Genomic DNA, 13,627 nt, shown 5'->3' on the forward strand with positions numbered 1-13,627 from the left:
CTCAATAATAAAAAATAGTCACCAAGAAGGGCTTCTTGGTGACTATTGTAATGGCCACTATCGTTTCGATTGCTGTTGCAATAGTCACTGTTGCAAGAGTGACTGTCGCTCGAGGTTTTTAAGCGTACATGTTAACGCTTGAGTTTACAGCGCTTTAAAGCGGATCGCTGTGCCGCCACTGCTGGCTAGCTGTAATGCCAGGCTATCTTTGGCGCTAACCTCTTTGGTTTCAATCACATAATCATATGGGTTGGTTTTCCAATCGGCTTTTGCGCCATCACGGTAGATCTGTGCTTGATAACGTTTGTTTGGGTCGAGGAAATCCAGTTTAACCTTAACATCGCGGGCATTTTCATCGGTCAGCGCGCCTAAGTACCAATCCTGTTGGTCCTTGGCTTGGCGGGCAAACACCACATAATCACCCACTTCGCCAGCCAGTGCGATACTTTGATACCAGTCTGTTGGCACATCGCGGATGAACTGGAAAGCATCTAAATGTTTTTGATAATTACGCGGTAAGTCAGCAGCCATTTGGATTGGGCTATAGAGCACCACATACAGGGCGAGCTGCTTCATCAAGGTGGTTTGCACGCGGTTTTCGGCATCTAAGCCCTTAGGCGCTAAGTCAAAAATCCCCGGGGTAAAATCCATAGGGCCTGCCAGCATGCGGGTAAAGGGCAGCATGGCGGTGTGCTCTGGGCTATTTGGAGGACTGCCCCAGGCATTATATTCCTGTCCGCGTGCGCCTTCGCGGGCAAGCCAGTTCGGATAGGTGCGACGAAGCCCTGTATCTTTAATCGGCTCATGGCTGTTGATGCTGATATGGTGCTTGGCGGCTTCGGTCACGCTTTGCAGATATTCGCCAACCATAAACTGACCATCGTGCCATTCGTGACGGGTAATACCGTTCTCATCGATGCGTTTGATTTGTCCTCCGTCAGCCACATAGCCGGTTTTGACTTGGGTCACGCCATGTTTTTCATACAGGGCGAAGGCATCATCCATTTGATTACGGTAATGGGTCACTGAGCCTGCTGTCTCATGGTGACCAATTAGGCGCACGCCTTTTTTCGCGCCGTAGGCGGTAATGGCGGGTAAATCGAAATCATCATAGGCCTTGGTAAAACTGAATTGGTCGCCATTATGGAACCAATCACCATCCCAACCTTGGTTCCAACCCTCGACCAAGACACCATCAAACTGGTACTTGGCGGCGAAATCCATATAGCGCTCAGTTTCACTGGTGGTTGCGCCGTGTGTTGGGCCCGAGCCCCAAGTGTTTTCATTGAGGTGCATACCCCACCAAATACCGACATATTTGCCCGGTTTAACCCAAGTGACATCCCCCAGTTTATTGGGCTCATTCAGGTTGAGGATAAGGTGCGAATTAAGCAGTCCCGTGGCCTTGTCGGCGATTTGAATCGTGCGCCATGGGGTATAAAAGCCCGCTTGGGTTTTAACCCGAATACCATCTGACCAAGGGGTGAGATCGGCCTTGAGCTTGCCATCACGCTGTTGATCGAGGGTCATCGAGGCAAAATCAACTAACGCCGCCTCGTGAATGCTTAAATGGGTGCCATCGACCAGTTTAAAGGTAAAAGGAGTATGGGCTCTGTCGACCTGATTGAGCGCGCTGGTGCGATACAAATATTCGTAGCGGTTCCATCCCCGAGAGGGGATCCACCAGGCGGTGGCCTTATCACTCTGACCAATATTAAATTCGGTGAGTTCATCGGTAATGGCAAGCTGTGTATTAGCTGGCAGGGCGTTTTGAGCCGCTAAGTGATAACGAAAGCCTATGCCATCGTCAAAGGCTTTAAACTCGAGTTTTAAGTCGATTTTCCCGTCGGTTAATACCACGTTCAGTTGATTGTGTTGATCCTTTATCCACTCTTGCTCACCCCAAGGTTGCTGCCATTTTTCATCTGCGCTGGCGCTGTTACTCGATTTGATGCGTAGACCCTGGCCTAATTCCCCCAGTGAGGCAAAGACTAAGCCTAAGCGGCTCGGTTCGATAATCGATTTGCCATGAAAATGAATTTGGTATTCGGGGCGGCCCGTATCATCACTCAGACTCAAGACGATTTGTTTATCGGGGGAGCTTAGGTTGAGGGTCTGCGCTGTGGCACTGGTGCTGAGCAGGCTGCCAATGCTGAGTGCTAGCAAGCTGGGCGTAAATAGGTTGGCGGCCCAATGGCGGCTATGTCGTTTTGGCGAGTTGATGTGGCGCGCGTGGGTAAGAGGATTGCTGAACATTCCCTGATCCTTGTTTTTATAGTGAATATGGGTCAATGCATACTAGTGGCGATGGGTTTTTGCTCGCAATGGTTTGCATACGTATTCACCATAGTGAGCGGTTAGGCGGCAGTCGGATAGTAAGGCGTAAAGAGATGGGTTTTAACCGCTGACTCGGGTAGAATGCGCGGCTTTCTTGGCTTTCTTATTGTGTTTAAGGGGCTTTAGGTGTTTAAGGCACTAAGCCGATATGGGCAGTGATATAAACGGGTTTGGGAGTGAGCGGTGAAAATCAGTCAGCGATTACAGCAGATCAATCGAATGGTGGGCCCTGGATACGATCATATTTGGGACTGCTGCTGCGATCATGGTTTACTCGGCATGCTACTACTGCAAAGAAATGCTGCACCTAAGGTGCATTTTGTCGATTGTGTCGCACCCTTGATGCAGCAACTTAGCCTTGAGTTAGCAAGGTTTTTCCCCCAGCAGCCTATCTCAAACACTCAAAACGCTGAGCAACAGGCCAATACCCAGAGTGAATGGCAAGTGCATTGCCTCGACGTGGCGGCCTTGCCACTGGTGCAATACGGCAAACAAGCCAAGCACTTAGTGATTATTGCGGGTGTGGGCGGTGAGTTGTTGGTTGAATTGGTGCGCAGTATTGTTATAAACCAGCAAACTCAACATGTTGCTCAGAGTGGAACTGATTCGGGCAATCATGACCTTAGTCAAGGCGCCTGCCAGCTCGAATTTATTTTGTGTCCCGTGCATCATAATTACCATGTGCGCAGCGCGTTGGCGGAATTGGGCTTATCCCTTAAAGATGAATATTTACTCGAAGAAAACCAACGTTTCTACGAAATACTGCATTTAACTCAGAATGCTAGCTCAAAGACGAATACCAGCTCAAAAACAAATCAAGCTGTGCCCTTAAGTGCGACGGGCTCAATCATGTGGCAAGGGCTAAATGCGGATAAAACCAACCAAGCCAAGCGGTATCTTGACCAAACCATAGGCCATTATCAGCGTATTCCTGCGCATCGCATACCAAACAAGTCGCAAATTGTGGCGGCCTATCAGCACATTTTGCAGCAACTGAATTGTTAACCTCATAGGTCAACATGTAGTCATTGAGCGCTTAGCCTTGGCGTTGAAACGGTTTTACTCTGTAAATCCATCGAGTTGGTTTATGCTATTAGGCCGTTAATCTTGAGTTTTATTATGCGTTTATTGAAGTCCACCCAAGCTGCCAATCTCAATCTTAAACAGGCGAAGATTTTTTATCGCCAAGCCGCCCGTGCCATAGTGCTATCGGGGGAAGATATTTTGCTGCTCTATACCCAAAAATATCGCGATTACGGTTTGCCTGGTGGTGGGGTAGATAAGGGCGAGAGCCTTGAAGTTGGACTTATCCGCGAGTTGCAGGAAGAAACCGGCGCCATTGCCGCCAAAGTGTTAGCGCCCTTTGGTCGTTATGAGGAATATCGTTCCTGGTTTCGTGAGGGCGCAAATGTTGTACACATGGACTCTTACTGTTACCTGTGCGAAATCGATATGAGCCTTGGCGAGCGCGGCTTAGGTGAGCCAAGACTTGAAGCCCATGAGATTAAAAATGGCATGCGCCCCGAGTGGATCAATATCCACCAAGCGATTGCCCATAATGAAGAAATTCAGCGAACGTTTGCAAATAAAGGGCAATCCATTGACAGGGAAACCTTTCTGCTCAAACGAATCGTAGAAGAGTTGCTGTAGATAAAGTCTGCTTGATGGCGTTATTGCACAGTGGTTTAAAGCGCCGCCATAAAAAAGCCATCCTGAGGATGGCTTATGAGGATCTGTTGTGCGAGTAGCCTAGCGTCTAGATCACGGTTAAATAAATACAAAAGAAATGGCTCATCGCGCCCGCCAATACAAATAAATGCCAAATCGCGTGATTGTATGGGATGCGTTTACCAACATAGAAGACCACCCCTAAGGTGTAAAACAACCCGCCCAATAGTAGAAGCTTAAATCCTAGCGGTGACATCGCCGCCGTCAAATCGCCCATTACAGTCACACACAGCCAACCCATCACTAAATAGAGCACTAGGCTCATTTTTTTAAAGCGATGAATAAACAAAGTCTTAAATAAAATCCCACCAATAGCCAAGGACCAAATCGCCGTCAGGATAATGGTCGAAAGTTGTCCTTGCAGGCTGATTAACATCAGTGGGGTATAGGTGCCTGCAATTAAGCAGTAGATGGCACAGTGATCGGCAATCTTAAGTTTATGTTTCCAGCCTACATGCGTCACGCTGTGATACAGGGTAGAACTTAAAAACAACAGGATAAGGCTTGCACCATAAATAATAACACCTGTGAGCTGAATACTGGTGAGGTGGTCGGCGCCCTTGAGGATCATAAAGACTAAGCCGACCACGCCTGCGATCACCCCTAGGCCATGGCTGATGCTATTGGCTATCTCCTCACTAAGGCTATAGCCACTGATATTCAATGATTTTTCATGACTCATTTGCGGCTCTATCAAACTCTGGCTTGGCATGCTGTTGATCCACTCGATGGCGATAATGACTGAGTCTATCAGTTGATAAATTGGAAAGCCATAATTAGCTTACACGTGTAAGCTAATTTATTTTAAGGGTAACATCATCAACTGAGACTTAGGCGAGCTCTTATCTAGTTGTACAACATTATGGTGGCTGTTTACGACTGATTAATGTCAATGCCTTGGAACTTTGTGCGATACGCTTTCTCTAATCCCCCGTAGATGTCATGGATTTGTTAAGTACTTTGTCCATAAAGTACTAAGGGATGGATTTTGCCTGTTCGCTCGAATATAACCCCAGAAGATGATCTTAGTTTTGATGCGTACGGCCGCGTGACAAACGATGAGACTGTAGCATTTTCCGCTATGCCTTTTTGTGCAACGTCTTTCAGCGCTACAGCCCAAGGCGCTACAGATTTGAACGCTAAGCCTTTTAGCGCTCATGCAGAGCCTTTGGGGAGCGGTATAAGCCTTAATTTGCATGAGGCTAACCAAAAAGATATCGATAGCACATTTCAAACATCTTCAAATCTTAGCTGGCGAGAGTGGTCGCAGTATTTCAATCTTAAGCCATTGTTTTGGGTAATCTTTGGCCATGGCTTACTGCTGTTGTTATTGATTTTCCTATGGCGAACCCAGTCGGAACACTTAGGGCTGTCGTTTACCGAATCATCTTCCAACGCACGGACTACAACCAAGGCGTTAAAGGCATACTTTATTTATGCGCCGCCAACGCAAACCGCTCCAGCGGATCCGCCTCAAGATTCCTCCGTTGAAGAACCTACCGTTTCTAGTGAGCCGATAACTTCGCCGCCTAACACTACGCAGCTGACAGTGGATGTTGAACCAGCCGCAAAAATGCCGTCAAAACCCACGGTAAAGCCGACACCTAAACCGATAGAACAGATTGCAAAACCTCCTGAAGTCAGTGCACAAGGGTCAAATAGAGCAGTTTCAAAGACTTCAACACAGGAGCAAACCCAGCAGAGTGCAAAAGAGGCTGTTAATCCTCAAAAGGCAGAAGTCCAATCAAGCTCGGCCCAAGCGGTAAGTACTCAGCAGTCAGATACTGGTGAGCAAAGCAGCGGTGCAGCTGGCAGTGTGGGGTTATTTACCCAGCGTTATTTTGAACGTCAGCGTGAGCAAGCCTTAGATGATTTAGTGTTAGAGCAGGCAAATCATTACACTAAACGGTCAAATTTATCTGAAATGAGCTCCGAGATGGAGGTGTTGATTGTGCCCAATGCCGATGATTTTAGCGGCCCCACCAGTTTAGATTTAGAACTGGATCCTAATCGAATTGTCCGTAAAGGGGATACCTGCTATCGGGTCGTTAAAGTCGGTACCCAAATTAATCCCTATGCTGAGAATTTAGGGTTTCCCTTCAATTGCAGTGGCAAGAAAATGAATCAAGAAATTGACGATGCTATTAAGGCGCAACTGGATAAAATGATGGTAAAGCGGCCAAAAGGTTAAAAAATAGTGATGATAAATTTTCACTGAAAATAGTTTTATCCATGAGTTATAAAACATATTTAAATTAAAAACGTTTAAATACAGTGTGTTATGTATTCTTTGTTTTTGATTGATAATTTAATTTTTATTCTGAAATTACGCTTGTTTGTTCACTGCGCTTCTGCCTATACTTTTGCCCATCTTGTCGGAGTGCCTCTTGGCTGAGACCGTTTATTCGGGATCCGTTGAACCTGATCAGGTTAAAACCTGCGAAGGAAACAAGCATAATAACATCCATTAAATCGTCTCAGCGGCCACCTTTTGCCCTGTATTAACCCATCGATTTAGTCGTTATTGAGTCCGTAAATCCGCTTAGGGTTTGCAAGGCTCAGCTTCAACACTCAAGTCTCCAGACAAGCAACCCCATTTTTATTTGTTAAAGTGAGATTGCTTATGTCCAGTTTAGAATCGTCCTCAGAATCGATTGCCGTGAACACCCAAGGGCAAACGAGCCGCCGTGCGGCGCGCGCCCAGGCCCAAGCCTTTATCGATACCCTTAAACCATTACAACATCCTAATTCGCAAAAGCTGTATTTGCAGGGAAGCCGTGAGGATCTCCGTGTAGGGATGCGGCAAATTCTGCAAACCGATACGCGGATTGGCGGCACTACAACTGCGCCCATAGTCGAGAAAAATCCTCCCATTCCGGTGTACGACTGCGCGGGTCCTTATTCCGATCCGGCTGCGCAAATTAACGTGCGCCAAGGACTAGCCAAACTCAGATTACCTTGGATTATCGAGCGCCAAGATACCGAAGTGCTCGATTGTGCGACCTCAGATTTTACCCAGCAGCGCCTGAAGGATGATGGGTTTGACCATCTGCGCTTCGAGGTTGGCTCAAGTGCGATTGTTCGCCCTCGCCGTGCCTTACCGGGTAAGCGCGTGAGCCAATTACACTATGCCCGCCAAGGGATCATTACCCCCGAAATGGAGTATGTGGCTATTCGGGAAAATATGGCGCTCGCCGAGGTGCAGGATGAAATCTTAAACCGCCGCGGCCAAGGTGAATCCTTTGGCGCCGTGATCGGTAAATCGATTACCCCTGAATTTGTCCGCGACGAAATTGCCCGTGGCCGCGCCATTATTCCGTTAAATATCAATCACCCAGAAGCTGAACCTATGATTATTGGCCGTAACTTTTTGGTGAAAGTGAATGCCAATATCGGTAACTCGGCGGTTACGTCCTCCATCGAGGAGGAAGTCGAAAAGTTAGTCTGGTCAACCCGTTGGGGGGCGGACACTGTGATGGACTTGTCTACAGGGCGGTATATCCATGAAACCCGCGAATGGATCATCCGAAACTCGCCAGTGCCGATTGGCACAGTGCCGATTTATCAAGCTTTGGAAAAAGTAAACGGTGTGGCTGAGCACCTGACCTGGGAAGTGTTTCGCGATACCTTGATTGAGCAAGCGGAGCAGGGCGTCGATTACTTTACCATCCACGCGGGCGTGTTATTGCGCTATGTGCCCATGACTGCCAAACGGGTTACTGGGATTGTGTCCCGCGGCGGCTCGATTATGGCCAAATGGTGCTTGAGCCACCATCAAGAAAACTTCCTCTATACCCATTTCCGTGAGATTTGCGAGCTGTGCGTGGCCTACGATGTGTCGCTGTCATTAGGCGATGGTATGCGTCCAGGCTCCATTGCCGATGCCAATGATGAGGCGCAGTTTGCCGAGCTGGAGACCTTAGGCGAGCTAGTCAAAATTGCCTGGGAATACGATGTGCAGACCATTATCGAAGGGCCTGGGCATATCCCGATGCAGCTTATCAAGGAGAATATGGATAAGCAGCTTATCCACTGCGCCGAAGCGCCGTTCTATACTTTAGGTCCACAAATTACCGATATTGCACCCGGTTACGATCATTTCACCTCTGGGATCGGCGCGGCGATGATCGCATGGTATGGCTGCGCCATGCTTTGCTATGTGACGCCAAAAGAACACTTAGGTTTACCCAATAAGCAGGACGTCAAGCAAGGGCTGATTGCCTACAAGATTGCCGCCCATGCGGCCGATATTGCTAAAGGTCACCCGGGCGCGCAGATCCGCGACAATGCGTTATCTAAGGCGCGTTTCGAATTCCGTTGGGAAGACCAATACAACTTGGGGCTCGACCCTGATACTGCACGTGCCTACCACGATGAATCCCTGCCACAGGAGTCGGCCAAGGTTGCGCATTTTTGCTCTATGTGTGGCCCCAAATTCTGTTCGATGAAGATCACCCAAGATGTACGTGACTATGCGGCAAGTTTAGCGGCGGGAGCGTCAGCTGCGGCTTCGTCAAGCCAGAATCATGAAACGACTGAAGGGCTTGCATTGATTAACTCTGCTCCACAAGGGCAAGCTAGCAAAGAAACTATCCAGCAGATCACAGTCAAAACCCAAGATGAATTAGCTGCGGCCATGGCGCAAAAGTCGGCCGAGTTTGCGGCCTCGGGTGCCAAACTGTATCTGCCGCTAGGCGATGCTAATGCAGCCAATACAGCTAATACTGCCAATGAATCGACCAAGCATCAGGATGGGACAGAGCTCCAACCCTCAGTACAGGTTGCGGAGGTTTGATAATGACCCCTGCTAAACATGATAGCCACTTAGCGCCTAAACCTATCGTCTGGACCATTGCGGGTTCGGACAGCGGTGGCGGCGCGGGGATCCAAGCCGACTTAGCCACCATCAAGGATTTGGGCGGCCATGGATGCAGCGTGATCACCACGTTAACGGCCCAAAGTTCGGTGGCGGTGGACTTAGTTGAGCCAGTGAGTGAAGCAATGCTACTCACACAGCTCGCGACCCTGTTAGCCGATTTACCGCCTCAGGCGATTAAAATTGGCTTACTCGCGAATCAGCAGCAACTGCATTTAGTTGCCGATTGGTTGGCTGGTTTTAAAACCCAGTTTCCACTCGTCCCTGTTATTCTCGACCCTGTGATGGTTGCAAGCTGTGGGGATGAACTCGGGGATAAAAGTACGGTGAACCAGCCTCTGGATTTTACTCCCTTTAGGGGCTTGATTAGTCTGATAACGCCGAATGTGCAGGAGTTGGCAAGGCTTACTGTAGCCAAAGACATACAAGCGTCACCATTACACACAAAAGCAGAATTCGCCGCTGCGGCAATGCAACTCTCTGAACAATTAGACTGCAGCGTATTAGCCAAGGGTGGCGATATTGATTTTGCGGCTCAGGCAAGTGTAGTCATTAATACAAGGGATAGCTTAAGCGATCAACAAAGCGATATCACAAATCATCGCAGTGCCAAAGATAATCAGCGTATGGCGGAAGATCTGCTGATTTGTCATCAGGTTACGGGCTGCTCACCGCTCGACGCGAATGGCGGTTTTTGGCTCAGCAGCGCGCGGATAAATACGCGCCATAACCACGGCAGTGGTTGTACTCTGTCTTCAGCCATCGCCTCGGTGTTAGCCTTTGGCTTTGTATTGCAGGATGCCATTGTGGTAGCAAAAGCCTATGTTAATCAAGGCTTAACTTATGCAGAGGGGATTGGCAAAGGTCCTGGGCCACTCGCGCGTACCGCTTGGCCGCACAATTTAACGGCGTATCCTCACGTCACTGCTTATCCTAATAATAGCTTGAGTGAATCCAGTGATGTGCAATGCGGCGCGTTTAAGCGCCTTGATCCTGACTTAGGGATTTATCCCGTTGTCGATAACTTACTGTTACTCGAGCAGTTATTGGCGGCGGGCGTGAAGACGGTACAGCTCAGGATAAAGTCTAATGCGCTAAAGTTTAATGCGCTAACGTCGGACGAACTCGAGGCACAAATCCAAACCGCGATTGCCTTAGGTAAGCATTATGGTGCGCAGCTTTTTATCAATGATCATTGGCAATTAGCGATAAAGCATGGCGCATTTGGGGTCCATCTTGGCCAAGAAGATCTAGCGGTGACGGATCTTAACGCCATTCACGCAGCAGGATTAGCTTTTGGCATCTCGAGCCACGGTTATTTCGAGTTGCTGCGTGCCCATCAATATGCGCCATCTTACATTGCCCTTGGGCATATTTTCCCAACGACCACCAAGCAAATGCCATCGGCGCCGCAGGGTTTATTCAAACTCACTCATTATGTTGAGCTGTTAAATGCACACTATCCCTTAGTCGCAATTGGCGGCATAGGACCTTCGAATCTTTCGCAAGTCAAAGCGACTGGGGTGAGCAATATTGCCGTGGTTCGGGCGATTACCGAGGCAAAAGATCCAATAATGGCCCTTGCAGAATTGACGCAAGTCTGGGAGTCAAGCCTATGAGCACGACACAAACGCAGGCGCAATCCCTTGCCGATAAAGACTTTATTCGTTATTCGCGGCAAATATTTTTACCCGAGGTCGGCGAGGCTGGCCAGTTGCAGCTGAAACAGGCTCATGTGCTTATCGTAGGCCTAGGCGGCCTTGGACAACTGGCGGCGCAGTATTTAGCCTGCGCTGGTGTTGGGCGCTTAACGCTTGTCGACGGCGATAGGGTGGAATTGTCCAATCTACCGCGTCAATTACTCTTTAGTGACGACGATATTGGTCATCACAAAACCCTCATTGCTAAACAGAAATTGGCCGTGTTGGCGCAAGGTTGTGAGATTGATGCCGTTGCTGAGCATTTGACTCTTGAGTCTGCGAACGCGGTATTTTCGAATCTGTTAGCCCATGGCGTAGGGACTAGGTTAGTACTTGATTGTACGGATAATCTTGCGGCGCGCCATTGTATCAATCGGCTGTGTGTTGAGCATGCCTTGCCTCTGGTGAGCGCCTCGATTGCCGCTTTCAACGGCCAACTGTTTGCCGTTGATAAGCAGCGTTTCCCTACGGGCGGCTGTTATCACTGTATTTTCCCCTCGAATACTCGCGCGCCACAAAACTGTAGCAGCCAAGGAGTGCTCGGCCCCAGTGTGGGCGTGATGGCATCGATGCAGGCGCTGCTTGCGATGCAATTGTTGCTCCTAGCCACGCCGCCAACTTCTACAACACAACAAACGGGTAATCAATCTTTCGAAGAGACAAGCCAACCAATAGCCTCCACTAGAGCGTTACTTGGCCGATTTTGGCGTTTCAATGCCAAGTCACTCCAATGGCATTCGGCTGCCTTAACCCGTGATCCCGAGTGCGAGGTGTGCGGATTAAAGCCAAGTGCATTAATGCAATCAACTACAGCCGCTTCATTCAAATCTGTCCCTAACCGAGGTTTGTTATGATTTTAATTCATCTCAATAATGTGCCCCAGACACTTCAACAATCGCTGAGTTTACAAGCCCTGTTAGAAGCACAAAATATTTGCCAACACTCGGTTGCCTTAGTGCTTAACGAGGCTGTTGTACCAAAACACAGATGGTCATCTATCCTCTGCCACCACGAGGATAAAATTGATGTATTTGCCGTTGTCGCGGGAGGTTAAGATGTTAACGATTGCGGGCGTGGAATTTGAATCACGATTATTTACGGGTACGGGTAAGTTCAGCTCAAGTCAGCTGATGCTGGAGTCAATTAAGGTGTCTAAATCGCAGTTGGTTACGGTTGCGATGAAAAGAATTGATTTAAAGACGGGGGCCGATGATTTGCTTACGCCACTAAGGCAAGCGGGCGTGCGACTCTTACCTAATACCTCGGGCGCGCGTAATGCTAAAGAAGCGATATTCGCCGCGGAATTAGCGCGGGAAATGCTGGGAACACAATGGGTTAAACTTGAAATTCATCCCGATCCCAAATACCTAATGCCCGATGCGGTCGAAACATTAGCCGCGGCCAAAATCCTCTGTGAACGCGGGTTTATCGTGATGCCCTACGTACATGCCGATCCTGTGCTGTGCCGACGTTTAGAAGAGGTTGGCTGCGCGGCCGTGATGCCACTGGCAAGCCCAATTGGCACCAATCAGGGGCTGGTGACTGAGCCTTTTATCAAGATGATTATTGAGCAGGCAAAAGTGCCCGTGGTGATTGATGCGGGAATTGGCGCGCCCTCCCATGCGGCCCACGCGATGGAGCTAGGAGCCGATGCCGTGCTGGTTAATACCGCCATCGCGAGCAGTACTTATCCCATTGAAATGGCGCAGTGCTTTAAGGATGCGGTGGATTGTGGGCGCCGCGCCTTTGAAGCGGGGCTTGGCCGAGTTCAAACCCAGGCTGTGCATACCAGTCCACTAACGGGATTCTTGCAGCAATGAGTTTTGTCGACCAATTTGCCCGTATTGAACGGGATAAGTTATTGCTGGCGTTATATTCCTGCACGGCAGTAGAGGTTGAGCGCGCTCTGATGCAACCCGAGGGTAATCTACAGAGTCTACTCGCCTTGTTGTCTCCAGCGGCCGAGCCCTATATCGAAGAGATGGCTCAGCGCTCGGTGGCGCTCACTCGGCAACGCTTTGGGGCCAATATCGGACTCTATCTGCCCTTATACCTGTCGAACCTGTGTGCCAACGAGTGCGACTATTGCGGCTTTAGCATGAGCAATAAACTAAAGCGCAAAGTGCTCAATGAGCAGGAACTTGCGGCCGAAATGGCGATTATCAAATCCCGTGGCTTCGACTCCATCTTGCTGGTGTCGGGTGAGCATGAAACCAAAGTGGGGATGGATTACTTTAAGCATGTTTTACCCATTGTAAAACAGCAGTTTAGTTATTTAGCCATGGAGGTACAGCCGCTTGAAGAGGTTGATTATCGTCAGCTTGTCGAGCTAGGGCTGGATGCTGTGATGGTGTATCAAGAAACCTATCAAGCGGCGACCTATGCCAAGCATCACACCCGAGGCAATAAACAGGACTTTGCATATCGACTCGAAACGCCCGATCGCGTTGCCAGCGCGGGTGTCGATAAGATAGGCCTAGGTGTGCTACTGGGTTTAGATGACTGGCGGCTTGATGCTTTACTGATGGGCCATCATCTGGACTATTTAGAACGGCATTACTGGCGTAGTCGTTTCAGTATTTCTTTACCACGTTTGCGGCCTTGTACTGGCGGCATCGCACCAAAAGTGCATTTAACCGATCTTGGACTGGTGCAGATGATCTGTGCCTTCAGGCTGTTTAATCAGCAACTTGATATCAGTTTATCGACACGCGAAGCACCATCACTTCGGGATAACTTACTGCCGTTAGGGATTACGCAGATAAGTGCGGGGAGTTCCACGCAACCAGGCGGTTATCAGGCGCCAGAGAGCCAATTAGATCAATTTGAGATAAGCGATGAACGTACTGTTGAGCAGGTCATGACTCAGATGCGACTCAAGGGATTTAACCCGGTTTTTAAGGATTGGGAATCGGCTTGGATTGCGTGTTAATCGTGGGCTTAAAGTGATTTTAAAATGCCTTTATGGAGGGGGATAAACCTGTAC

11 protein-coding genes and 1 riboswitch are annotated in these 13,627 nt (G+C 49.0%); of the genes, 9 read left to right on the forward strand and 2 right to left on the reverse strand.

Annotated elements, in window-relative coordinates:
• Positions 1 to 144: 144 nt before the first annotated feature.
• On the reverse strand, positions 145 to 2,256 hold the full coding sequence (locus K0H60_RS09810; RefSeq protein WP_220058026.1) for a glycoside hydrolase family 97 protein: 2,112 nt from the start codon (positions 2,254 to 2,256) through the stop codon (positions 145 to 147).
• 264 nt (positions 2,257 to 2,520) lie between these two features.
• Between K0H60_RS09810 and K0H60_RS09815 the strand changes: the two genes are divergently transcribed.
• A complete protein-coding gene (locus K0H60_RS09815; RefSeq protein ID WP_220058027.1) occupies positions 2,521 to 3,342 on the forward strand; it encodes a tRNA (adenine(22)-N(1))-methyltransferase in 822 nt (273 codons plus the stop codon).
• Positions 3,343 to 3,456: 114 nt separating this feature from the next.
• Complete coding sequence (locus tag K0H60_RS09820) at positions 3,457 to 3,987, forward strand: NUDIX hydrolase (protein ID WP_023267005.1); 531 nt, start codon at positions 3,457 to 3,459, stop codon at positions 3,985 to 3,987.
• 106 nt (positions 3,988 to 4,093) lie between these two features.
• Here K0H60_RS09820 and trhA read toward each other — a convergent pair whose 3' ends face one another.
• Complete coding sequence (gene trhA, locus K0H60_RS09825; RefSeq protein WP_220058028.1) at positions 4,094 to 4,777, reverse strand: PAQR family membrane homeostasis protein TrhA; 684 nt, start codon at positions 4,775 to 4,777, stop codon at positions 4,094 to 4,096.
• Between the two features lie 276 nt (positions 4,778 to 5,053).
• On the opposite strand from trhA, the gene K0H60_RS09830 reads away from it, so the two are divergent.
• The 7 genes from K0H60_RS09830 to thiH all read left to right on the forward strand — a co-directional run bounded on the left by K0H60_RS09830 (position 5,054) and on the right by thiH (position 13,573).
• Positions 5,054 to 6,256 carry a hypothetical protein gene (locus K0H60_RS09830; RefSeq protein WP_220058029.1) on the forward strand — a complete coding sequence of 401 codons (1,203 nt, stop codon included), beginning with the start codon at positions 5,054 to 5,056 and terminating at the stop codon, positions 6,254 to 6,256.
• 175 nt (positions 6,257 to 6,431) lie between these two features.
• Positions 6,432 to 6,530, forward strand: a riboswitch (TPP riboswitch).
• A 158-nt stretch (positions 6,531 to 6,688) separates the two neighbouring features.
• On the forward strand, positions 6,689 to 8,860 hold the full coding sequence (gene thiC / locus K0H60_RS09835; RefSeq protein WP_220058030.1) for a phosphomethylpyrimidine synthase ThiC: 2,172 nt from the start codon (positions 6,689 to 6,691) through the stop codon (positions 8,858 to 8,860).
• A gap of 2 nt (positions 8,861 to 8,862) precedes the next feature.
• Positions 8,863 to 10,560 (forward strand): thiamine phosphate synthase, encoded by a 1,698-nt coding sequence (thiE, locus tag K0H60_RS09840; protein ID WP_220058031.1) that lies wholly within the window; start codon positions 8,863 to 8,865, stop codon positions 10,558 to 10,560.
• Positions 10,557 to 11,495: a HesA/MoeB/ThiF family protein gene (locus K0H60_RS09845; RefSeq protein ID WP_220058032.1), complete on the forward strand. Its 939-nt coding sequence runs from the start codon at positions 10,557 to 10,559 to the stop codon at positions 11,493 to 11,495. The genes thiE and K0H60_RS09845 overlap by 4 nt, the downstream gene beginning before the upstream one ends.
• Positions 11,492 to 11,695: a sulfur carrier protein ThiS gene (gene thiS, locus K0H60_RS09850; protein WP_220058033.1), complete on the forward strand. Its 204-nt coding sequence runs from the start codon at positions 11,492 to 11,494 to the stop codon at positions 11,693 to 11,695. The genes K0H60_RS09845 and thiS overlap by 4 nt, the downstream gene beginning before the upstream one ends.
• A gap of 1 nt (position 11,696) precedes the next feature.
• Positions 11,697 to 12,461 carry a thiazole synthase gene (locus K0H60_RS09855; protein ID WP_220058034.1) on the forward strand — a complete coding sequence of 255 codons (765 nt, stop codon included), beginning with the start codon at positions 11,697 to 11,699 and terminating at the stop codon, positions 12,459 to 12,461.
• Complete coding sequence (gene thiH / locus K0H60_RS09860) at positions 12,458 to 13,573, forward strand: 2-iminoacetate synthase ThiH (RefSeq protein ID WP_220058035.1); 1,116 nt, start codon at positions 12,458 to 12,460, stop codon at positions 13,571 to 13,573. The genes K0H60_RS09855 and thiH overlap by 4 nt, the downstream gene beginning before the upstream one ends.
• The last annotated feature ends 54 nt before the right edge of the window (positions 13,574 to 13,627 follow it).

The sequence above is a fragment of the Shewanella mangrovisoli genome, from assembly GCF_019457635.1.
In the GTDB taxonomy this organism is placed as follows: domain Bacteria; phylum Pseudomonadota; class Gammaproteobacteria; order Enterobacterales; family Shewanellaceae; genus Shewanella; species Shewanella mangrovisoli.